The sequence below is a fragment of the Nitrogeniibacter aestuarii genome, from assembly GCF_017309585.1.
In the GTDB taxonomy this organism is placed as follows: domain Bacteria; phylum Pseudomonadota; class Gammaproteobacteria; order Burkholderiales; family Rhodocyclaceae; genus Nitrogeniibacter; species Nitrogeniibacter aestuarii.
The window spans coordinates 1440851-1462176 of record NZ_CP071321.1 but is presented as its reverse complement, the minus strand read 5'-3'; the positions used below and the strand labels follow the sequence as shown (position 1 = coordinate 1462176).

The following is a 21326-nucleotide window of genomic DNA, read 5'->3' as shown; positions in this document are numbered from 1 at the left end:
TGGACTCCTTCAGCGCGGGCGGGTAACGAAGACGCCGTAATCGCAGCCTTCCTCGGCTGCACTCTGGGTCTGCTCGGCGACGGTACGCAGCGGGCTGCCAGCGGCTTCCAGGATCTGGTCCATGGCCCCGGCAAACCAGCCGGTGAACATGTATTCGATCTTGCGACCGACCTTGCCATATTCATAGACGAAAGCCGAATGATCCAGGCGCACGCGGCAGGTACCGGCATCCAGATCAATCGCTTCAATGGAGAACAGGCCCCAGCCGCGTTGCGACAGGCGTTTCATGTAGTGCTCAAACACATCGACGCCGGACAACCCGTGAAGCTCGGCCTCCTTCGCGCACCAGTGCCATGCGGACTTGTACCCGGCCTTGTAGAGCACCTCGGCATAGGTCTCGGCACCCAGCACCTCTTCGATGCCTTTGTGATTGTTGATGAAGAAGTGACGCGGCACATACAGCATGGGCAGCGCATCGGTGGTCCAGACGCCGGTTTCGGAATCGACTTCGATCGGCATTTGAGGGGCGATTTTCATGTTCTTTGAACTCCAGTATTCGATTGGTGCAGGTTCGGAGGCGACGACAAGGTGGACGATCACTCGCCCCAGACGTCGCGCAGGACGCGCACCCAGTTCTCGCCCATGACCTTGCGCACGACGCGCTCGGACATGCCGCGAGCGAGCAGCGTTTCAGTCAGGTTGGGGAATTCGCCCACGGTGCGGATGCCGAGCGGATTGACGATCTTGCCGAAGTTGGTCAGGCGACGGGCATAGCCCTTGTCGTGGGTCAGCCATTCGAAGAACTGCTGGTCATGCCCCTGGGTGAAGTCGGTGCCGATACCGATGGCGTCCTCACCCACAATGTTCATCACGTACTCGATGGCCTCGGCGTAGTCGTCGATGGTCGAGTCGATGCCCTTCTTGAGGAAGGGGGCGAACATGGTCACGCCCACGAAACCGCCGTGGTCGGCGATGAACTTGAGTTCTTCGTCGGACTTGTTGCGCGGGTGCTCCTTGAGGCCGGAGGGCAGGCAGTGCGAGTAGCACACCGGCTTCTTGCTCTCGAGAATGACCTCTTCGGAGGTCTTGGAGCCCACGTGCGACAGATCGCACATGATGCCGACGCGGTTCATCTCGGCGACGACCTCGCGACCGAAGCCGGACAGGCCGCCGTCGCGCTCATAGCAACCGGTGCCCACCAGGTTCTGGGTGTTGTAGCACATCTGCACCACGCCCACGCCGAGCTTCTTGAAGATCTCGACATAGCCGAGCTTGTCCTCGAACGCGTGCGCATTCTGGAAGCCCATGATGATGCCGGTCTTGCCGGCGGCCTTGGCAGCTGCGATATCTGCGGTGGTGCGCACCGGCATCACCAGATCGGCGTTCTCGGCGATCAGACCATTGACCATCGCGATGTTGTCCACGGTGGCCTGGAAGCCTTCCCACACCGATACCGTGCAGTTGGCGGCGGTCAGGCCGCCCCGGCGCATGTCCTCGAACAGCGCCCGGTTCCACTTGGCGATGATCAGCCCGTCGATGATGATGCTTTCTTCGTGCAACGAATTCATGGCGCGCTTCTCCTTCGGGTGTCGCGAAATGACGATTAATGAAGTCGAATTGTTGGCCCACCGCCTCCGGGACGATTGGCCATACAAGACGCCCACTTGATCAATTGCGACTTGCGAAGGAAACGCCAGCACCCGATGCGGGTTTGAACTGCACGAAAATTGATGCGATCACATGCGGGGCTTGCGTCGAAAATCCGCTGAATGACTGGCACACAAAGGTGTGCCGGAGCCAATCGGCCCATCAGCGTGGTTGAAACGCCGTTTGAACGCAGTTGTTCGAATGCGACACATTCGGCGCAGTTGAACTTGCCGGGCAGGCGCGCACGGCCGCGGAACCTCACGACGCACACAGCCGCCCCGGGGCACGCGCCCGCCCCCATTTCACCACCGAGCCGGCTCGCACTCTTTGGTGGCTCTATGCCGACGGTTCGGCACTGATACGGTCGTCGGCGTGATCAGGTGGGATACCGGCCGGCAGAAACCCGTCCTGCGGCGAGCGAAGTTCACCTGCGCAGAACGGGCTTCAGCCCGCCGAGACCTTCCGATCAAGACGCGGTTTCAGCGCAATTCAACGAGCAACTCCTTGGCCTGCACGGTCTCGCCCGGTTTCACATGGATGGCGGCGATGGTGCCGTCTTCCGGGGCGGTGAGCAGGGTTTCCATCTTCATGGCTTCGAGCGAGAGCAGCGCGTCGCCCTTCTTGACCTTCTGGCCCGGTTTGATCGACACGGTGGCGATCATGCCCGGCATGGGGGCGCCGACCTGTTTCGGGTCGCCGTCCTTGGCCAGCGGGCGGGCGGTGCCGGTGCCCTGGAGGCCGGCCTTGGCGACACGCACCGCGCGGGGCTGGCCGTTGAGTTCGAAGAAGACCTTGATCTTGCCCTCTTCATCCACGGTGTCCGAGCGGCCGGTCTGGCGGATGACCAGGGTCTTGCCCTTGTCGATGTCCACCGAGATCTCGTCCAGGTCCGACAGCCCGTAGAAGAAGGCCGGGGTGGGGATGCGCGCCACATCGCCGAACTGCTTGCGGTGGTGGGCGAAGTCGGTGAACACCTTGGGGTACATGAGATACGAGGCCAGGTCGGTGTCGGTCACCTGACGGCCGATGGCCGTCTCCGCCTTGGTGCGGGCGGCGTCCAGATCCACCTCCGCCAGGGTGGCGCCCACGCGCCCTTCCACCGGCTGGGCGCCGCGCAGGATCCGGGCTTCCAGGTCCTTGGGGAAGCCGTCCGCCGGGTAGCCCAGTTCGCCGCGGAAGAGCTGCACGACGGATTCGGGGAAGTCGATCTCCCGCGCCGGGTTGCGCACGTCGGCCGGGGTGAGGTCGTTGGCCACCATGAACAGGGCCATGTCGCCCACCACCTTGGAGGTGGGGGTGACCTTGACGATGTCCCCGAAGAGCTGGTTCACATCCGCATAGGCGCGCGAGACCTCCGGCCAGCGGTGCTCCAGTCCGATGGCGCGGGCCTGCTCGCGCAGGTTGGTGTACTGCCCGCCGGGCATCTCGTGGTTGTAGACGTCCGAGGTGCCGGCACGCATGTCGGCCTCGAAGGGGCTGTACTGGCGGCGTACGCCCTCCCAGTAGTGGGAGAGGCTCTGCATGGCGTCCAGGTCGAGGCCCGGGTCGCGCTCGGAGCCGGTCAGCGCAGCGGCGATGGAGCCCAGGTTGGGCTGGGAGGTCATGCCGCTCATGGCATCGAGTGCACCATCGACCGCATCACACCCGGCCTCGATGGCCGCCAGCACCGAGGCGGCGGCAATGCCGCTGGTGTCATGGGTGTGGAAGTGGATGGGCAGCCCCACCTCCTGCTTGAGGACGGTGACCAGTTCCTTGGCGGCGCGCGGCTTGCACACCCCGGCCATGTCCTTGATGCCCAGCACATGGGCGCCGGCCTTCTCCAACTCCTTGGCCAGATTCACGTAGTACTTGAGGTCGTACTTGCTGCGCTTGGGGTCGTGCAGATCGCCGGTGTAGCAGATGGCCGCTTCGCACAGTCCGCCGGACTCGATCACCGCGTCCATGGCCACGCGCATGTTCTCCACCCAGTTGAGCGAGTCGAACACGCGGAAGATGTCGATGCCGTTCTGCGCGGCCTGCTGCACGAAGTAGCGCACCACGTTGTCCGGGTAGTTGGTATAGCCCACCGCATTGGAGGCGCGCAGCAGCATCTGGAAGGGGATGTTGGGCACCGCTTCGCGCAGGCGGGCGAGACGGTCCCACGGGTCTTCCTTGAGGAAGCGCATGGCCACGTCGAAGGTGGCGCCGCCCCAGCATTCCATCGAGAACAGCCCGGGCAGCATGCGCGCGTAGTGCGGGGCGATGGCCAGCATGTCGTGGCTGCGCATGCGCGTGGCGAACAGCGACTGGTGCGCATCGCGCATGGTGGTGTCGGTGAGCAGCACCTGCTTGCAGTCGCGCATCCACTGGGCGAAGCGGGTCGGGCCCATCTCCTTGAGGTAGTCGCGGGTGCCCTTGGGGATCTGGGTGCGCAGGTTGAGCGTCGGCTTGATGGGTTTGGAGAGCGGCAGCGCCGGGGCCACGCGGCCCTTCATCTCCGGGTTGCCGTTGATGGCCACTTCGCCGAGGAAGCGCAGCAATCGGGTGGCCCTATCGCGCCGCTTCTGGAAGTTGAACAGCTCCGGGGTGGTGTCGATGAAGCGCGTGGTGCACTCGCCCGAGCGGAACAGCGGGTGGTCGATCACGTTCTCGAGGAACTGCAGGTTGGTCGACAGCCCCCGCACGCGGAACTCGCGCAGCGCCCGGTCCATGCGCGAGGCCGCCTCGTCCGGCGTGTGACCCCAGGCGGTGACCTTCACCAGCAGGGAGTCGTAGTACGGGGTGATGACGGCGCCCGAATAGGCCGTGCCCGCATCCAGGCGGATGCCGCCGCCGGCGGCGGAGCGATACACCGCGATCTTGCCGTAGTCGGGGGTGAAGTTGTTCTCCGGGTCTTCGGTGGTGACCCGGCACTGCAGGGCGTGGCCGTTGAGGGTGATCTGGTCCTGGCTGGGCAGCAGGTCGTCAGCGCCGATGCGCTTCCCCTCGGTGACGCGGATCTGCGCCTTGACGATGTCCACGCCGGTCACTTCCTCGGTGACCGTGTGTTCGACCTGGATGCGCGGGTTCACTTCGATGAAGTAGAACTTGTCCGTGTCGGCGTCGAAGAGGTATTCCACCGTGCCGGCGTGGGAGTAGTTTGCTTCGCGCGCCAGGCGCAGGGCCGATTCGCACAGCTCGGTGCGCTTGGTCTCGTCCATGTAGGGCGCCGGGGCACGTTCGACCACCTTCTGGTTGCGCCGCTGCACCGAGCAGTCGCGCTCGAACAGGTGCACCAGGTTGCCGTGCTGGTCGCCCAGCACCTGCACTTCCACATGGCGGGCGCGGCGGATGAGCTTCTCGAGATAGACCTCGTCATTACCGAAGGCGGCGGCGGCCTCGCGGCGGGCCACGTCGATCATCGGCGCCAGATCCGCTTCGGTCTCGATGGCGCGCATGCCGCGCCCACCCCCGCCCCAGCTGGCCTTGAGCATGAGCGGATAGCCGATCTCGGCGGCCATGCGCTTCACTTCTTCAATGTCGCCGGGCAGCGCACCGGTGGCCGGTACCACCGGCACCCCGGCCTTGATCGCCACCTCGCGCGCGGCCACCTTGTTGCCCAGGGTGCGCATCACCGCGCCCTTGGGGCCGATGAAGGCGATACCCGCCTTGGCACAGGCGTCGGCAAACTCTGGGTTCTCGGACAGGAAGCCGTAGCCCGGGTGGATCGCATCCACATCGTTCTCTTTGGCGATGCGGATGATGTCGTCAATGTCCAGATAGGCCTGCAGCGGCTTCTTGCCCGCGCCCACCAGATAGGATTCGTCCGCCTTGAAGCGGTGCAGGGCAAAGCGGTCTTCGTTGGAGAAGATGGCCACCGTGCGCAGGCCCAGTTCGGACGCCCCGCGCAGCACGCGAATGGCGATCTCGCTGCGGTTGGCCACCAGAATGCTCTTGATCTCTTTCATGTCGTGTCCGTGCCCGAGGGGCGCGCTACGAACGCGACACCTGACGGGAGAAGCTGAGGTCATCACCAGCGACATGCGCACGGAATCAGCGAATACGCTCGAACCCCTGGCAAGGTCGCCACGTTATGTTGTTATGGATCAGGACAAGACTGGAGTCATGAAGCGACACCCCTCGCCTCCAAAACGACCCCGATACGACCAAAGGCACGCTGGACGGCCCCCGGTTGCAACACTCGCTTTCAGCGGCAGCCCACAGAGATGCGGTGAAATATCCTGTCGCCGCCACCATCGTCGGTGGCCTCCTTGGCGGGCTCGTCGTCCAGGCGTTTGAGAGGTGTGGGTCGGGAGGTGGGGCAGAAAGCAAAAAACGCCGCAAATGCGGCGTTTTTTTTGGTCGTCTGGCGGAGAGGGTGGGATTCGAACCCACGTGCCGGCTTTCGCCGACCATCCGATTTCGAGTCGGCGCCGTTATGACCACTTCGGTACCTCTCCGTCGGTCAGGGATGGGGCCTGACGCGAAGGCTGCGGATTATAACACTGCAACCCGGCTTTGCCACAAGTATCAGGCGGTTTGTGGCTTGAGGCGGGGCATCAGCTCATCGTAGGCACGCACGGCTTCGGCGGCATACATGAGCGTCGGGCCTCCCCCCATGTAGGTACAGACGGCGAGCGTCTCCATCAACTGCTCGCGGCTCACCCCCAGCCGGATGAGCGCCTTGACGTGAAACCCGATACAGGCATCGCATCGGGACGCAACGCCAATCGCCAATGCAATCAACTCCTTGTGCAATCCGTCGATGGCGCCGTCGGCCAGTGCCGATTTGGCCATGTCGTTAAAGCCTTTCATGACTTCGGGCACGTCCTTGCGCATGGCGGCGAGACCCTGGGAGACATCATTGGTGATTTCGACGAAGGACTTGCTCACGTTAGACCTCTTGAATATTAGAACTGGCGAATATTCATTCTAACGCATGCCGCATTGCACCAATATTGAGCCAGCGCAAATCTGCGGGTCGTGCAATTGCACCGGTGCGGCCCACGGGTCACAATCGTCGTTCCAACATCACATGAGCGTCGCGCATGCGCCTGCTGGTTCTCATGACCACCGCCCTGTTGCTCACCGGCTGCCCACGAGGGGAGCCGCCGGCGATCATCGATTTCGAAACACTGGGCGAGCTGCGCGTAGCCACCCGGGTCGACACCGTGGCCTATCGGGAAACCCCCGAAGGCGAGACCGGCGGCTTCGAGCATGACCTGCTGGTCGACCTGGGCAGCGAGTTGCAGATTCCCGTGCGTTTCATGGTCTATCAGAGCACGGCGCAGGTGCTCAATGCGGTGCGACGCGGCGATGCTCACATGGCGGCCGCCGGACTGGGGCTCAACCCCCACCGCAAGGGCATTCTCTGGTCACCGCCTGTTCGACAGATGGAGCTGGTCATCGCCGCGACGGAACCGCTTGCCAGTGAAATCAAGTCGGCCGAGGACCTGGCAGGTCATACGATCACCGTCCGCCGCAACACCCTTGCCGCAGAGCAACTCAAGGTGTTTCAGGCGGACTTGCCCAACCTGAAGGTCGACCGCGTCAGCGGGCGGCGCGACGGGCAATTGCTCAACGACCTGGCCGATGGCAAGCTGACCTTGCTGGTGACGGATTCGGTCCATCTCTCTGCGGCCGCCGTATTGCGGCCCGAGCTCAAGGCCGTGATCACGCTGCCCAATCGCGCCGAGATGGCATGGGCGTTTCCCACCAACGCATCGCCCAAACTGCTCGACACGGTCAGCCGCTTCATTGAACAGGCCCACGAAGACAACCTGATCGAACGCCTCGAAGACCGGTATTTTGGCCATATCGAGCGCCTCAGCCAGGTTGATATCGCGGCCTTCGTGGATCGCATGCAAACCCGTCTGCCACGCTTTATCGCGATGTTCAAGGACGCTGCGGCCGAAACCGATACCGACTGGAGATTGCTGGCCGCGATTGCCTATCAGGAATCGCAGTGGGATCCGCACGCCGTGTCATTCACCGGCGTTCGCGGCCTGATGATGCTCACCGACGACACCGCTCGACGCATGGGCGTTCGCGATCGTCTGGACCCGGCCCAGAGCATCATGGGCGGCGCCAAATACTACGCACTGATGCGTGAATCGATCGATGGAGACGTCCCCGAGCCGGACCGGAGCTGGATGGCAGTCGCCGCCTACAACCTGGGGCTCGGTCACCTGCGCGGCGCGCGGCAGATCGCCAGCAGCCTCAAGCGGGACAACACCACCTGGGTGTCGATGCGGGCCGTGCTGCCGCTGCTGTCCAAACCGAGTTTTGCGCGCCGGCTCAAGGCGGGCCGGGCGCGGGGCGGCGAAGCTGTCATCATGACCGAGAACGTCCGCGCCTTTTACGACATCCTGCAGCGCATGGACAGCCCGAATGCCGAAGAGGCCTTGCCGCTGCCCCAGATCCGGATGCCGCTCGAAACCCCGGCACCCGGCGGTTTTCTCGATCAGGCGTTCGGCACGAGCACCTCGAGACCGCCCATGTAGGGCACCAGCACAGCGGGCACCCGCACGGAGCCATCTGCCTGTTGATAGTTCTCAAGGACCGCCACCAGGGTGCGGCCCACGGCCAGACCCGAGCCATTGAGCGTGTGCAGCAAGCCTTTCTTGCCCTGGGCATCCTTGAAGCGCCCTTGCATGCGCCGCGCCTGGAACGGGCCGCAGTTGGAGCATGACGAGATCTCGCGGTAGGTGCCCTGAGCCGGCAACCAGACTTCCAGATCGTAAGTCTTGGTCGCAGAGAAACCCATGTCACCGGTGCACAGGACGATCTTGCGGTACGGAAGCTCCAGCTTTTGCAGGATGGCTTCGGCATGGCCAGTCAGTTCTTCGAGCGCGGCCATGGCGTTGTCCGGGTGCTCGATGCGCAGGAGTTCGACCTTGTCGAACTGGTGCTGACGAATCATGCCCCGGGTGTCGCGCCCGTAAGAGCCCGCCTCTGAACGGAAACAAGGCGTGTGGCAAACGAATTTGAGCGGCAGCGTCTCTGCGGCCACCATTTCGTTGCGCACGATGTTGGTCACCGGGACTTCCGAGGTGGGAATCAGATAGAACTTGCCCCCATCTGCCTTGGGCACCGAAAACAGATCTTCCTCGAACTTGGGCAGCTGCCCGGTGCCGTACATGCTGTCGGCGTTTACGAGGTAAGGCGTATACACCTCGGTATAGCCGTGCTCACCGGTGTGCGTGTTGAGCATGAATTGCGCAAGCGCCCGATGCAGTCGGGCGATGCCGCCACGCATCATCGCAAAGCGTGCACCCGATATCTTGGCCGCGGTTTCGAAATCCAGCCCGCCCAGCGCCGCGCCGATATCGACATGGTCTTTCACGTCGAAATCGAATTCACGCGGCGTGCCCCAGCGGCTCACTTCCACGTTGTCCTCTTCGCTTTTGCCCACCGGGACATCTTCCGCCGGCAGGTTCGGCAAAGCGCTCACGAAGGCCTCGATACGCGCCAGCAAATCGTTCAGCGCCGCCTCGTTGGCTTTGAGCTCATCGCCAAGGCCACCGACCTGGGCCATGACTTCGGAGGCATCCTCCCCTTTCGACTTGAGTGCCCCGATCTGCTTCGACAAGGCATTGCGCTGCGCCTGAAGTTCTTGGGTGCGCGTCTGCAACTGCTTACGCTCGCCTTCCATGGCCGTGAAGGCAGCGGTATCGAGCGTGGCACCTCGGGTGGCCAACTGGGCGGCCACAGTATCGATATCGGAACGAAGAAGCTGAATGTCGAGCATGAAAAACCCTGGCCGCGCGCGGCGCGTGTTCAATGGAAAGCCGACATTCTAAACCGTCGCGGGTTGGAGCCGTAAGCCACGCTCCGAACGCCGACTCAAATCTGGAAAAAATATTTATTACGGGTAATTATGAATCACCGAATTTGCTGAATGAATTGCTTGTTGCGACGCATGCCAGACACTGCGCGGGAAGCACCGTCATACCCGTGATCTTTGCTCGCAACGCACCATTGAACTCTCCTATCAGCCGTAAAAAACCGAAAGAAAACCGTGCCTTGCTTTCCGTGAACAGCGAGTTAAATTGAGAGACGACACAGGCGAAACCAATATCGCCGATGACCGCAACAGACGGTCGAGATGACGGAGGAGAAGCGATGCTGTCCATGCGAGACTGCCTCGACTATTGCAATCTCACGGATGACGAGATTGAACTGATAGCCGAGCATGAAGGAATTCCCGATGTTGTGGCTGCACAGATGGCCTGCGGGCTGGTGCAGACGGACGAAGGCACCCTGCTACTGACGCGATGCATGGAGTCCCTGCTCCAGCGCGCACAGGACGAGGGGCAGATCGATAAGTTGCAGCGAGCCAAGGCGGTCTATGCCCAGTTCGTTGCTGACCACCCGGTCCCTCACTGACGAACTACCCCTGAGTCAGTTGCCGCGCTTGTTCGCCTGTGCGTCAAGCGCGCGAAGACGCTCGAGCTTTTCGCGGATCTTGCCTTCCATGCCGCGGTCGGTGGGCTCATACCAATGCTGGGTCGGCACCTCGTCGGGCAGATAGCGCTCGCCTGCCGCGTACGCACCGGCTTCGTCATGCGCGTATCGATAGCCGTCGCCATGCCCGAGGTTCTTCATCAATTTGGTTGGCGCGTTGCGCAGATGCATGGGCACGGGGCGCGAGCCGTCGCTTTCGACAAAGCGGCGCACTGCCTTGTAGGCAGCATAGACCGCGTTCGACTTGGCGGCACAGGCCAGAAAAACCACGGCCTGCGCGAGTGCCAGCTCCCCTTCGGGTGAGCCCAGACGCTCGTAGGCCGCGCAGGCCTGCAAGGTCATTTCCAGGGCACGCGGGTCGGCCAGGCCGATGTCTTCGCTGGCCATGCGCACCAGCCGCCGCGCAATGTAAAGTGGATCAGCCCCGCCATCGAGCATGCGACAGAACCAGTACAACGCGGCGTCCGGGTCCGATCCCCGCACCGACTTGTGCAGCGCCGAGATCTGGTCATAGAAGGCATCCCCCCCCTTGTCGAAGCGGCGCAGGTTGCGCGACAGCGCCTGATCGAGGAACTCGGCCGTCACCGGATTGACGCCGGCCGTTCTCGCCGCAGTCACCAACTGTTCCACGAGCCCGATCAGACGGCGCCCATCGCCGTCAGCGAAGCCCACCAGACGCTCACGTGCATCGTGCTCGAATTCGAGGTCGGCATCCGCCTCGACACGCGCCCGCTCGAGCAGCTCAAGCAGCTCGTCGTCGGAGAGCGACTTGAGCACATACACAGCGGCCCGAGACAGCAGCGCCGCATTCACTTCAAAGGAAGGATTCTCGGTGGTCGCACCGATGAAGGTCACGAGCCCCTGCTCGACGAACGGCAAAAAGGCGTCTTGCTGGGCCTTGTTGAAACGGTGCACCTCGTCCACGAACAGGATGGTGTGTCGGCCCCGGGCCTTTTCGGCCTCCGCCTTCTGCACCGCCTCGCGGATGTCCTTGACACCCGAGAACACCGCAGAGAGCGCCACAAAGCTCGCGTCAAAGGCATCCGCCATGAGGCGCGCCAGCGTGGTCTTGCCCACCCCCGGCGGCCCCCAGAGAATCATGGAGTGCAACTTGCCCGAAGCAAAAGCCAGGCGGAGCGGCTTGCCCGCGTCGAGCAGATGCCCCTGCCCGACCACTTCGTCGATGGTGCGGGGCCGCAGGCGCTCAGCCAGCGGCACGTTGACCGGTTCGACGCCGGCGAACAGGTCGTCCATGTTTACAGGTCGCCGATCACGTCCACGCCGGCTGGCGGTGTGAACACGAAGGCATCCTCGGCAACGACTGGATTGGCTTCGAACTTGGTGAACTTCAGAATGGTGATCTGGCCGAAGTTGTCACGAATCTCCATACCCACCAGGCGTGCGCCATCGAAGCCGAGCTTCATGCTGGCAAAACTGCTGTCACTCGCCTTGGGTGTTGCCACCGCCCAGGTCAGCCCGTTGCCCTCGCCCGCGTTCTCCAGCGTAAAGCTCTTGTCGAGATCGCCGGCCCCCGAGAGGATGGCCGCAGGCGTGCCGCCCAGCGCATCACCCATGGTCTTCACGGTCACCTGCGCCAGATCCGGGTCGTAGGACCACAGCTTGTGCCCATCGCCCACCAGCAGCTGTGGATAGGGCTGACTGTAGTTCCAGCGAAACTTGCCCGGGCGCTCGAAAATGAAGTCACCCTTCGACTCTTCCCCACGCCCACCGTTGGCCCGATAGACCGATTGCACGAAGGTGCCTTTGGCCGCATGGGTCGAATCGACGAACTGTCTGAGCAACACCACACCATCGGCCGCCAGGGCCGACAGGCTGACGCCCAGGCCCACTGCGCCAACCAGCAGTGTTTTGATTCCGGCAAAACGCATCAATCCTCCTCGCGCGACGGCGCAATCACCTGACGATTGCCGTTCGTGCCCATGGGCGAGACCAGCCCGGAGCGTTCCATCTGCTCGATCAGGCGGGCCGCCCGGTTGTATCCGATTCTCAGGTGTCGTTGGACCAGTGAAATCGACGGGCGTTGCGTCTTGACCACGATTTCCACCGCCTGGTCGTAGAGAGGATCGGCTTCCATGTCTTCGCCGCCTTCTCCGCCGCCAAGCGCATCCATGGCCTCTTCGGGGCCATCGAGGATGCCCTCGATATAGTCCGGAGCACCCTGTTTCTTGAGGTATTCGACCACCTTGTGCACTTCGTTGTCATCGACGAAGGCGCCGTGCACACGCACCGGCAGACCGGTACCCGGCGGCAGGTAGAGCATGTCGCCCATGCCCAGCAGGTTTTCGGCCCCCATCTGGTCGAGGATGGTGCGCGAATCGATCTTGGAGGACACCTGGAAGGCCATCCGGGTGGGGATGTTGGCCTTGATGAGACCCGTGATCACATCCACCGACGGGCGCTGGGTCGCCAGAATAAGGTGAATACCCGCGGCTCGCGCCTTTTGCGCCAATCGCGCGATCAGCTCTTCGACCTTCTTGCCCACCACCATCATCAGATCGGCCAGCTCATCCACGATCACCACAATATGTGGCAGGTGTTCGAGCGGCTCGGGGTTGTCCGGGTTGATGGCAAACGGATTGGTCAGCGGCACACCGGCTTTCTTGGCTTCAGCCACCTGCTTGTTGAAGCCGGCAAGATTTCGCACACCGACTGCCGCCATGAGCTTGTAGCGTTTTTCCATCTCGGCCACGCACCAGTTGAGCGCATTGGCAGCATGCTTCATGTCGACCACCACCGGTGCGAGCAGGTGCGGGATACCCTCGTAGATCGACAGTTCGAGCATCTTCGGATCGACCATGATCAGCCGCACCTTGTCGGGCTCGCTCTTGTAGAGCAGCGACAGGATCATGGCGTTGATCCCCACCGACTTGCCGGAGCCGGTGGTACCGGCCACCAGCAGGTGCGGCATCTTCGCCAGATCGGCCACCACCGGATTGCCCGAGATGTCCTTGCCCAGCCCCACCGTCAGTGCCGAAGCCATGTCGTAGTAGGCCTTGGAGCCAAGAATCTCCGACAGTCGCACCGTCTGGCGCTTGGGATTGGGCAACTCAAGCGCCATGCACGACTTGCCCGGCACGGTTTCGACCACGCGGACGGATATGAGCGACAGGGCACGCGCAAGATCCTTGGCCAGGTTGACCACCTGACTGCCCTTCACCCCGGTCGCCGGCTCGATTTCGTACCGCGTGATCACCGGGCCCGGATAGGCCGCAAGCACCTTCACCTCCACACCGAAATCGGCCAGCTTCTGCTCGATGAAACGCGAGGTGAACTCAAGGGACTCGGCGCTGGGCGGCTCCACGTCATTGGAGGCCGGGTCGAGCAGGGAGATGGCCGGCAGGGCACCCTCGCCGGCATCCTCGAACAGAGTTTGCTGGCGTTCCTTGAGCACCTGCTCCGACTTCTCGACCTGCTTGACCGCAGGCTCGATGCGGACCGGCGCAGGTTGTGTTTTTTCAACCTTGGCCCGGCGGGTCTGTACCACCGCCTCGCGCTTCTGCGCCAGCTCGCGGCCGGCACGTCGGTCTTTCCAGGCGTAATAGGTGGCCTGGGTGCGGGCCCAGGCATCTTCAATCCACTGACCCAGCCGCTCGGTCGCCATCAGCCAGGAAATGCCGGTGAACAGACTCAGCCCCCCGGCAATCATCGCCAGGAGCACCAGAGTGCCGCCGGTAAAGCCGAGATAGGTTCGGGCCGCGTTCCCCAGTTCGACGCCGATCAAGCCACCCGGCGCCAGCGGCAAGCCCTCACCCGTCGTATGGAATCGCAGCGACTCAAGGGCGGCACTGGCCAGCAGCACGACCAGAAAACCGGTCATGACGATGGCAAACGAGCGCTTGTCGGCCTTGAACTCTTCACGAAAACGCCGGAAACCCCAGGCGATGCCATATCCAAGGAAAATGACCAGCCACCAGGCCGAACCGCCAAACAGATAGAGCAGCACATCGGCCAGCCAGGCGCCAAAGCGGCCGCCCGGGTTCGACACCCGAGCCACTTCCGTGGCATGCGACCAGCCCGGGTCGGCCTTGCTGTAGCCAAGCAGAATCATTGCCACGTAAATGGACAGGACACCGAGGACGATCCAGCGGGTCTCCTGAAGCAAGTGGGCAATGCGTTCCGGCAAGGGGGGATTACGAGTACTGATTTTCGACGCCATCGAATTGAGCGCTGGGCGGTATCGACCGAACAACTGACAAAAAAAACAGGTGCATTATACGAGAACGCCCCGCCGTTCCGGCGGGGCGATGTGAGCAGACGTTGCGAAAAGGCCGCAGCAGCGCTGCCGCCAGATCAGATATCGAGTATACGCTCGCGCAGGATGATCCCGCCCGACGTCTCCTCGATCAGCCCCTGCATGCCCAGATCCTTCATCACCCGGCTGACCATCTCGCGCGAGGCACCAATCATCTTGGCGATGTCCTGCTTGGAGATCTTGCGGGTCACGATGGTCTGCCCGTCTTTCTGCTCGGCCATCTCCAGCAGCAGATGGGCGACACGTCCATACACATCCATCAGTGCCAGACTCTCGATCTTGCGGTCTGCGTTACGCAGGCGATCGGCCAGATTGCACATCACACGCCATGCGATATCGAAATCATCGCGCATGAGTTGCTTGAAATCCTGTTTGGAGATCATCACCAGGTCAGCAGGCTGAACGGCCACGACCGACGCGGAACGGGGTTGCTCGTCAAAGATCCCCATCTCGCCGAAGATCTCGCCCTGCCCGAGAATGGTCAGAATGACCTCACGACCGTCTTCGTCGCTGACAAGCACCTTGAGGCTGCCGGTAAGGACGAAATAGACATAATCCGGCTGGTCACCCGCGTGCACGACCGCCTGCCCGCGGGGGACACGGCGCATCATGGCGCACCGGGTCACGTTGGCGAGCCGCTCATCAGGGAGACCCTGAAAGAGGGAGAACGTACGCAAGGCGATCGTCGAGACCGCCGCCGTTTGACCCATGCCACACTCCTTTGGTGGTAGATGACGTGTCGTGACAGCAATGTCCTGCCACGCGCTTTTATGCGTTTTACACGAAAGTATCACGAAAACCCCGCTACCGCGCCAGATTGCTGCCATTGGATTCGGGCAGGTAGTCGATGCCGCCTGTATGCTCTTACGACAGCGAAAGCCCGAATTTTAGGTGCGGGCTATAATCGGACGCTTCCCATGAACCGTATCCCCCCGAAGAGTTTCCTATGAGCACGCGTCACGAAAAACTGATCATTCTCGGCTCCGGTCCCGCCGGCTACACCGCTGCGGTTTATGCAGCCCGCGCCAACCTCAATCCGGTGCTGATCACCGGCCTGGCTCAGGGCGGCCAGCTCATGACGACCACTGATGTGGACAACTGGCCGGCCGACGCGGACGGTGTTCAGGGGCCGGATCTGATGGCGCGTTTCCAGAAGCACGCGGAGCGTTTCGAAACCGAGATGGTCTTCGATCACATCCACACCACGCACCTGAACGAAAAACCGATACGGCTGGTTGGCGATGCGGGCGAATACACGTGCGATGCACTCATCATCTGCACGGGCGCCACTGCCAAGTACATCGGCCTGCCCTCGGAAGAGGCCTTCATGGGCAAGGGCGTGTCCGCGTGCGCGACCTGCGACGGTTTCTTCTATCGCAACAAGCCCGTGGCCGTGGTCGGTGGTGGCAACACCGCGGTGGAAGAGGCCCTCTATCTGGCCAACATCACCAGCAAAGTCACGCTGGTGCACCGCCGCGACACCTTCCGCGCAGAGAAGATTCTGGTGGGCAAACTCATGGAGAAGGTTGCCGCCGGCAAGATCGAGCTCAAGCTCTTCTCGACGCTGGACGAGGTGCTGGGCGACAACATGGGCGTGACCGGTATGCGCCTCAAGCATGTCGAGACCGGCGAGACTGAAGACATCGAACTGATGGGTGTCTTCATCGCCATCGGCCACAAGCCGAATACCGACATCTTTGAAGGCCAGCTGGAAATGGAAGGCGGTTACATCGTCACCCATGGCGGCCGCGAAGGCAACGCCACGGCCACCAGCATCCCGGGTGTTTTCGCCGCGGGCGATGTGCAAGACCATATCTATCGTCAGGCGGTCACCAGCGCCGGCACCGGGTGCATGGCCGCGCTCGACGCCGAACGCTACCTGGACAGCCTCGGCGTCGCCTGATCGATGACAAAAAAGCGCCGGACGCCGCCTGCAACGGGGGAGCGCCCGGCGCGGCTGGCGGACAACCGCTTCGCCTCGCTCAAGCAACTCAAGGCAAATGCCGCGCAACCCGCGGCCAGACCTCAAGTCCGCAAGACAACGCCAAAGGCGCAAGCCGAACGATCGGAAGACGACGAGACAGCCCTCTTCCGTGCCGCCGTCGCCGGCGCCCAACCGCTGAATAAACTCAATCGGGCGGAAATCGAAACCACGCGCCCGGCCCCCGTGCCGCGGCAGCCACAGCCCGATGAGCAGGACACCCCTGCCCAGACAGCTGATCGACCGCCACCGCCTGCCGACGAATCCGCATGGTTCCGTCACATGATGCACGACGTGTCCCCGCTGCCGGACCGCAACCTGGCCGAAAACGACGGTAGCGCCAAGCCCGATCCGGGAGAATTACCTGCACCCAAAGAGGTGCTTGATCCCGAAGATGTGCTCGGCTGGCTCGCTCTGGGGACACAACCGCTCAAAGACCGAAATCGTATCGAGGTCGAGCCGCTACCTCCCGTGCCGGCACCGCGTCAGCACGAGGCAGACCAACGAGCCGTGCTCGAAGAGAGTCTCGACGCCTTTTCGCTTGAGGATCGACTCGATATCGGCGAGGAAGCTGTCTTTCTCCGCCCCGGCATCCCGCGACGGGTGCTGGCCGATCTTCGCCGTGGCCGTTGGGTGGTTCAGGGCGAAATCGATCTTCACGGACTGACACGGGATGAAGCCCGTAGCGCACTGGGTGAATTTCTCGCGCGCGCCCTGATCAAGGGCTGGCGCTGCGTGCGCGTCGTGCATGGCAAGGGACTGCGTTCGCCGGGCAAGGTCGGCGTTCTCAAACACTTATCGAAGGGCTGGCTTGCCCAACGCGAGGAGATTCTGGCCTTTTGCCAGGCCAGGGCCCACGAAGGCGGCGGCGGCGCCCTGAGGGTCTTGCTGCGCGCGGCGGACAAGCGCACGCGCTGACAGGACTCCGGAAAAACAGAAACGGCCGCAAACGCGGCCGTTCTTGCATGCGCGCAAGACGCTCAGATGGCGTCTTCGTTGGTCTCGCCAGTACGGATACGCACCACCTGCTCGACCGGGGTGACAAAAATCTTGCCGTCGCCGATCTTGCCGGTGTGAGCTGCTTTCACGACAGCTTCGATGGCCTGGTCCACGGTGTCATCCGCGACCACGATCTCGACCTTGATCTTGGGCAGAAAATCCACCACGTACTCAGCGCCGCGATACAGTTCGGTATGCCCCTTCTGACGACCGAAACCCTTGACTTCGCTCACCGTCAGGCCGGTGATCCCGACTTCGGACAGGGCCTCGCGGACTTCATCCAGTTTGAAGGGCTTGATCACCGCTTCAATCTTCTTCATTGCTCATCTCCTAGGTTCTGGTTGGTAAGTCGCCGGCCGTCAATAGGGGTCTTGATACCGGGCTGTGATGGGATAGCGCCAGTCCCGACCGAAGCCTCGCCGGGTCAGGCGAATGCCGACGGGTGCCTGGCGGCGCTTGTATTCATTGCGCTTGAGCATCGTGACGGTGCGACGAACGATGGCTTCATCATACCCTTGCGCAACAATTTCGCGGGGAGATTCATCCCGCTCCATGTACGCCTCGATGATGGCATCGAGGATTTCGTAGGGCGGCAAGGTATCCTGATCCACCTGGTCAGGCTTGAGTTCTGCCGATGGTGGCCGCTCGATGATGTTGACCGGCATCACCTCCGATCGCTCGTTGCGCCAGCGCGAAACACGATACACCAGTGTCTTGTAGAGGTCCTTGAGCACGGCAAACCCCCCCGCCATGTCGCCATACAGCGTTGCATAGCCGGTGGCCATCTCGCTCTTGTTGCCGGTGGTCAGCACGATCGAACCGGTCTTGTTGGACAGGGCCATGAGCAGCATGCCCCGGATGCGGCTTTGCAGGTTCTCTTCGGTCGTATCTTCCGCAAGCCCTTCGAACTGCTCGGCGAGCATGCCCTGGAAGGTCTTCATGGCGGGCTCGATGGGCAGGATATCGTAGCGCACGCCCAGACGCCGGGCCATATCGGCCGCGTCATCCAGGCTCATTTGCGCCGTGTACGGCGACGGCATCATCACCGCCCGCACCCGGTCGGCGCCGAGCGCATCGACGGCCACGGCCAGTGTCAGCGCCGAATCGACACCCCCCGACAGGCCGATGATGGCACCTGGGAAACCGTTCTTGCCCAGATAGTCCCGAACACCGACGACCATGGCGGTGTAGGCCTCGTCTTCGACACTGCGCAGCGGTGTAATCGGCGCGGCCGCCCAGCGCCCTGCATCGAAATTCAACACGGTCACATTCGATTCAAAGGAAGCTGCCTGCCACGCCAGCGTGCTGTCGCTTTGCATGGCAAACGAGGCACCATCGAACACCAGTTCATCCTGACCGCCGACCATGTTGGCGTAGAGCACCGGCAGCCCGGTTTCAGCCACACGCGCCCTGGCCACGGCATAGCGCTCCTGCTGCTTGCCCAGGTGACACGGCGATGCGTTGATCGCGAGTATGAGTTCAGCCCCCGCACGCACCAGCCCTTCCGCCGGTGCCGGGCCCCACAGATCCGCGCAGATCAGCAGGCCGCAGCGCACGCCGTCGAGTTCGAAGACACAGGGTTCGGTGGCCGCATCGAAGTACCGTTTTTCATCGAATACCTCGTAATTGGGCAGGCGCTGCTTGCGGCAATGCGCCACCACGCGCCCATGCCGAAGCACGGCAGCCGCGTTGTAGCGCCCGTACTCGTCGAAATCGGGCAGCCCGACGATCACCGCCATGTCGCCCGTCTGGCGAGCCAGCGCCTCGACGGCGGACTGACAGGCTTCGAAAAAATCAGGCCGCAGCAACAGATCCTCTGGTGGATAGCCGCACAGGGACAGCTCCGGCGTCAGCAGCAGTCGCGCCCCGCCGGCCTGGGCTTCGGCCATGGCATCGAGGATGAGTCGGGAATTTCCGGCAAGGTCGCCCACGACCGGATTGATCTGGGCGACGGCAATGGCGAGGGATGTGTTCATATCGGTGTAACTATACCGTCAGCGCGGTCTTTTGTGCCCGCCACAAAGGCGTTCGAGCGATTTCGGTTTATTCACAGCACGCGTGCACAAGCCTGTGGATAATGGGTGGATAAAACCGGCCCGACAATGATCGGATTGGGAATTTTTCCGCTGCCTAAAAATGAGGCAGCGGGAACCACCACTCCGAACGACCGGTCCATGCTCGATTGAACGGAATCACTGCGCCACATGACTTCTGAGCTTCGCTTCATCACCCGCCTGGCCGATCTCCGCGCGACAGCGTGGGATGAACTGGCGGGCGCTCAGCCGTGTCTGTCCCATGCCTACGTGTCGAGCCTGGAGGAAAGTGGCGCCGTCGGTGGCGACTCCGGCTGGTCTCCGCACCATGCCACGCTGTGGGAGGGGGAGACGCTCGTGGCCGCCATGCCCCTGTACGAAAAGCAGCATTCCTGGGGTGAATATGTCTTTGACTGGGCCTGGGCCCAGGCCTATGAGCAACACGGCCTGACGTACTACCCCAAATGGCTCAGCGCCATACCATTTACGCCGGTTCCCGGGCGACGGGTCCTGGGTGCCTCGCCCATGCACAGACAGAATCTGGTCGCTGCGCTGATGCAGTCGATCCAGTCGGGCGGGCATGAGTCTTTCCACGTCCTGTTTCCCACCCGGGAAGAAGCTGCCTTGCTGGCCGGTGCCGGCATGATGATTCGCGAGGGTGTTCAGTTTCACTGGAAGAACCCCGGCTATGACGACTTTCAGGGTTTTCTCGAGTCACTGACCCGGGAGAAGCGCAAGAAGATCCGACAGGAACGGCGCAAGGTGCGCGACGCCGGGATCGAGTTCATATGGTTCTCCGGTGACCAGATTGGCGAGGATCTGCTCGATTTCTTCTACCAGTGCTACGCGACCACCTACGCCATACGCCGCTCCATGCCGTATCTGAACAAGGATTTCTTTGCGCGTCTGCATGCATCCATGCCCGATCAGACACGACTGGTCGTCGCCCATCGTGGCGGCACCGCCATCGCCTGCGCCTGGTTTCTGCAAGACGACGAAGCCCTCTATGGACGCTACTGGGGCGCCATGGAGGATGTCTCCTGCCTGCATTTCGAAACCTGCTACTACCAGGCCATCGAACATGCGATTCGCCATGGGCTCAAACGCTTCGAAGGCGGCGCCCAGGGCGAGCACAAACTCTCGCGCGGTCTGCTCTCGACCCCCACATGCTCAGCGCACTGGATTCGAGAGCCACGCTTCGCCAACGCCATTGACGACTTCCTGCGCCGGGAACGTCATGGCGTCTCGCTGTACCTGGACGAACTCAACGAACGGCAACCCTTCCGACACAGTGACGGACAATAAAAAGCCCGCGGATCCGCGGGCTTTTTACATGGCGAACGACGCGATTACTTGTCGTTGGCGATACCGGTCAGAATCTCCTGACGGGCGTCTTCAACAGAGCCCCAGCCGGTGACCTTGACCCATTTGCCGGGCTCGAGATCCTTGTAGTGCTCGAAGAAGTGCGCGATCTGCTTCATCAGCAGCTCGGGCAGATCGTCCGTCGTCTGGACGTTGTCGTACAGCGGGGTCAGCTTGGACACCGGCACGGCGACGACTTTGGCATCGATACCGGACTCGTCTTCCATCTTCAGGATGCCGACCGGGCGGCAACGGATCACGGAACCCGGCGGCAGCGGGAACGGGGTGACCACCAGCACGTCGACCGGATCACCGTCGCCAGCCACCGTGTGCGGCACGTAGCCGTAGTTGACCGGGTAGCGCATGCTCGTGCCCATGAAACGGTCCACGAAAATGCAATCGCTATCCTTGTCCACCTCGAACTTGATCGGCTCGCCCTGAGCCGAGATCTCGATGATGACGTTGATGTCGTTAGGCACGTCCTTGCCGGCCTTGACTTGATCGAAGCCCATGCTTCCCCTCCCGTTGAAAAATTGTCGCGATTATACGCGCTGGCGGCCAGTTTGCCGAACGCTCACGGGCTCAAGTCCCCCGCCCCGATGTCGTA

18 protein-coding genes and 1 tRNA gene are annotated in these 21326 nt (G+C 62.5%); 5 read left to right on the top strand and 14 right to left on the bottom strand.

What is annotated here, in order from left to right; genetic code table 11:
• Window positions 1-9 precede the first annotated feature (9 nt).
• The 5 genes from J0W34_RS06750 to J0W34_RS06730 all read right to left on the bottom strand — a co-directional run bounded on the left by J0W34_RS06750 (window position 10) and on the right by J0W34_RS06730 (window position 6498).
• Window positions 10-537, bottom strand: a complete 528-nt coding sequence (locus J0W34_RS06750; protein WP_227816751.1) for a DUF5943 domain-containing protein — start codon at window positions 535-537, stop codon at window positions 10-12.
• A gap of 59 nt (window positions 538-596) precedes the next feature.
• The gene (locus J0W34_RS06745) at window positions 597-1568 is read right to left on the bottom strand and encodes a dipeptidase (protein ID WP_227816750.1); all 972 of its coding nucleotides are present in this window, start codon (window positions 1566-1568) and stop codon (window positions 597-599) included.
• A 558-nt stretch (window positions 1569-2126) separates the two neighbouring features.
• The gene (locus tag J0W34_RS06740) at window positions 2127-5573 is read right to left on the bottom strand and encodes a pyruvate carboxylase (RefSeq protein WP_230971139.1); all 3447 of its coding nucleotides are present in this window, start codon (window positions 5571-5573) and stop codon (window positions 2127-2129) included.
• Between the two features lie 399 nt (window positions 5574-5972).
• Window positions 5973-6065 (bottom strand) — tRNA-Ser (locus J0W34_RS06735).
• A gap of 70 nt (window positions 6066-6135) precedes the next feature.
• Entirely contained in the window at window positions 6136-6498 is a 363-nt protein-coding gene (locus J0W34_RS06730; protein WP_230971138.1) for a carboxymuconolactone decarboxylase family protein, read from the bottom strand.
• A 155-nt stretch (window positions 6499-6653) separates the two neighbouring features.
• Between J0W34_RS06730 and mltF the strand changes: the two genes are divergently transcribed.
• The gene (mltF, locus tag J0W34_RS06725) at window positions 6654-8108 is read left to right on the top strand and encodes a membrane-bound lytic murein transglycosylase MltF (RefSeq protein WP_230971137.1); all 1455 of its coding nucleotides are present in this window, start codon (window positions 6654-6656) and stop codon (window positions 8106-8108) included.
• Here mltF and serS read toward each other — a convergent pair.
• Together serS and J0W34_RS06715 are read right to left on the bottom strand one after the other, a co-directional pair.
• Complete coding sequence (gene serS, locus J0W34_RS06720; protein ID WP_230971136.1) at window positions 8069-9355, bottom strand: serine--tRNA ligase; 1287 nt, start codon at window positions 9353-9355, stop codon at window positions 8069-8071. The two genes, mltF and serS, sit on opposite strands and share 40 nt — an antisense overlap.
• Before the next feature lie 127 nt (window positions 9356-9482).
• Window positions 9483-9740 (bottom strand): hypothetical protein, encoded by a 258-nt coding sequence (locus J0W34_RS06715; protein ID WP_227816965.1) that lies wholly within the window; start codon window positions 9738-9740, stop codon window positions 9483-9485.
• Between J0W34_RS06715 and J0W34_RS06710 the strand changes: the two genes are divergently transcribed.
• On the top strand, window positions 9730-9993 hold the full coding sequence (locus J0W34_RS06710) for a hypothetical protein (RefSeq protein ID WP_227816966.1): 264 nt from the start codon (window positions 9730-9732) through the stop codon (window positions 9991-9993). The genes J0W34_RS06715 and J0W34_RS06710 overlap by 11 nt on opposite strands.
• A gap of 15 nt (window positions 9994-10008) precedes the next feature.
• Here J0W34_RS06710 and J0W34_RS06705 read toward each other — a convergent pair whose 3' ends face one another.
• The 4 genes from J0W34_RS06705 to J0W34_RS06690 all read right to left on the bottom strand — a co-directional run bounded on the left by J0W34_RS06705 (window position 10009) and on the right by J0W34_RS06690 (window position 15054).
• Window positions 10009-11325: a replication-associated recombination protein A gene (locus tag J0W34_RS06705; RefSeq protein ID WP_230971135.1), complete on the bottom strand. Its 1317-nt coding sequence runs from the start codon at window positions 11323-11325 to the stop codon at window positions 10009-10011.
• A gap of 2 nt (window positions 11326-11327) precedes the next feature.
• Complete coding sequence (gene lolA / locus J0W34_RS06700; protein ID WP_230971134.1) at window positions 11328-11960, bottom strand: outer membrane lipoprotein chaperone LolA; 633 nt, start codon at window positions 11958-11960, stop codon at window positions 11328-11330.
• A complete protein-coding gene (locus tag J0W34_RS06695) occupies window positions 11960-14248 on the bottom strand; it encodes a DNA translocase FtsK (protein WP_227816969.1) in 2289 nt (762 codons plus the stop codon). The genes lolA and J0W34_RS06695 overlap by 1 nt, the downstream gene beginning before the upstream one ends.
• Window positions 14249-14382: 134 nt before the next feature.
• On the bottom strand, window positions 14383-15054 hold the full coding sequence (locus tag J0W34_RS06690) for a Crp/Fnr family transcriptional regulator (RefSeq protein ID WP_227816970.1): 672 nt from the start codon (window positions 15052-15054) through the stop codon (window positions 14383-14385).
• A gap of 236 nt (window positions 15055-15290) precedes the next feature.
• Here J0W34_RS06690 and trxB point away from each other — a divergent pair, with 236 nt between their 5' ends.
• Window positions 15291-16247, top strand: a complete 957-nt coding sequence (trxB, locus tag J0W34_RS06685) for a thioredoxin-disulfide reductase (protein ID WP_227816971.1) — start codon at window positions 15291-15293, stop codon at window positions 16245-16247.
• A gap of 3 nt (window positions 16248-16250) precedes the next feature.
• On the top strand, window positions 16251-17243 hold the full coding sequence (locus J0W34_RS06680) for a Smr/MutS family protein (RefSeq protein ID WP_230971133.1): 993 nt from the start codon (window positions 16251-16253) through the stop codon (window positions 17241-17243).
• A gap of 62 nt (window positions 17244-17305) precedes the next feature.
• Here J0W34_RS06680 and J0W34_RS06675 read toward each other — a convergent pair whose 3' ends face one another.
• Window positions 17306-17644 carry a P-II family nitrogen regulator gene (locus tag J0W34_RS06675; protein WP_227816973.1) on the bottom strand — a complete coding sequence of 113 codons (339 nt, stop codon included), beginning with the start codon at window positions 17642-17644 and terminating at the stop codon, window positions 17306-17308.
• A 39-nt stretch (window positions 17645-17683) separates the two neighbouring features.
• Entirely contained in the window at window positions 17684-19300 is a 1617-nt protein-coding gene (locus tag J0W34_RS06670) for an NAD+ synthase (protein ID WP_230971132.1), read from the bottom strand.
• A gap of 228 nt (window positions 19301-19528) precedes the next feature.
• Between J0W34_RS06670 and J0W34_RS06665 the strand changes: the two genes are divergently transcribed.
• A complete protein-coding gene (locus J0W34_RS06665; protein ID WP_230971131.1) occupies window positions 19529-20662 on the top strand; it encodes a GNAT family N-acetyltransferase in 1134 nt (377 codons plus the stop codon).
• Window positions 20663-20706: 44 nt separating this feature from the next.
• Here J0W34_RS06665 and ppa read toward each other — a convergent pair whose 3' ends face one another.
• Window positions 20707-21231, bottom strand: a complete 525-nt coding sequence (gene ppa / locus J0W34_RS06660; RefSeq protein ID WP_227816976.1) for an inorganic diphosphatase — start codon at window positions 21229-21231, stop codon at window positions 20707-20709.
• Between the last annotated feature and the right edge of the window lie 95 nt (window positions 21232-21326).

What these genes read in the sequence shown, in the direction of transcription:
- lolA (WP_230971134.1), bottom strand. Translation starts at nt 11,960, where the DNA reads ATGCGTTTTGCCGGAATCAAAACACTGCTGGTTGGCGCAGTGGGCCTG.
- J0W34_RS06745 (WP_227816750.1), bottom strand. Translation starts at nt 1,568, where the DNA reads ATGAATTCGTTGCACGAAGAAAGCATCATCATCGACGGGCTGATCATC.
- J0W34_RS06705 (WP_230971135.1), bottom strand. Translation starts at nt 11,325, where the DNA reads ATGGACGACCTGTTCGCCGGCGTCGAACCGGTCAACGTGCCGCTGGCT.
- J0W34_RS06750 (WP_227816751.1), bottom strand. Translation starts at nt 537, where the DNA reads ATGAAAATCGCCCCTCAAATGCCGATCGAAGTCGATTCCGAAACCGGC.
- J0W34_RS06710 (WP_227816966.1), top strand. Translation starts at nt 9,730, where the DNA reads ATGCTGTCCATGCGAGACTGCCTCGACTATTGCAATCTCACGGATGAC.
- J0W34_RS06695 (WP_227816969.1), bottom strand. Translation starts at nt 14,248, where the DNA reads ATGGCGTCGAAAATCAGTACTCGTAATCCCCCCTTGCCGGAACGCATT.
- J0W34_RS06665 (WP_230971131.1), top strand. Translation starts at nt 19,529, where the DNA reads ATGACTTCTGAGCTTCGCTTCATCACCCGCCTGGCCGATCTCCGCGCG.
- J0W34_RS06670 (WP_230971132.1), bottom strand. Translation starts at nt 19,300, where the DNA reads ATGAACACATCCCTCGCCATTGCCGTCGCCCAGATCAATCCGGTCGTG.
- J0W34_RS06680 (WP_230971133.1), top strand. Translation starts at nt 16,251, where the DNA reads ATGACAAAAAAGCGCCGGACGCCGCCTGCAACGGGGGAGCGCCCGGCG.
- serS (WP_230971136.1), bottom strand. Translation starts at nt 9,355, where the DNA reads ATGCTCGACATTCAGCTTCTTCGTTCCGATATCGATACTGTGGCCGCC.
- J0W34_RS06675 (WP_227816973.1), bottom strand. Translation starts at nt 17,644, where the DNA reads ATGAAGAAGATTGAAGCGGTGATCAAGCCCTTCAAACTGGATGAAGTC.
- J0W34_RS06715 (WP_227816965.1), bottom strand. Translation starts at nt 9,740, where the DNA reads ATGGACAGCATCGCTTCTCCTCCGTCATCTCGACCGTCTGTTGCGGTC.
- trxB (WP_227816971.1), top strand. Translation starts at nt 15,291, where the DNA reads ATGAGCACGCGTCACGAAAAACTGATCATTCTCGGCTCCGGTCCCGCC.
- ppa (WP_227816976.1), bottom strand. Translation starts at nt 21,231, where the DNA reads ATGGGCTTCGATCAAGTCAAGGCCGGCAAGGACGTGCCTAACGACATC.
- mltF (WP_230971137.1), top strand. Translation starts at nt 6,654, where the DNA reads ATGCGCCTGCTGGTTCTCATGACCACCGCCCTGTTGCTCACCGGCTGC.
- J0W34_RS06740 (WP_230971139.1), bottom strand. Translation starts at nt 5,573, where the DNA reads ATGAAAGAGATCAAGAGCATTCTGGTGGCCAACCGCAGCGAGATCGCC.
- J0W34_RS06690 (WP_227816970.1), bottom strand. Translation starts at nt 15,054, where the DNA reads ATGGGTCAAACGGCGGCGGTCTCGACGATCGCCTTGCGTACGTTCTCC.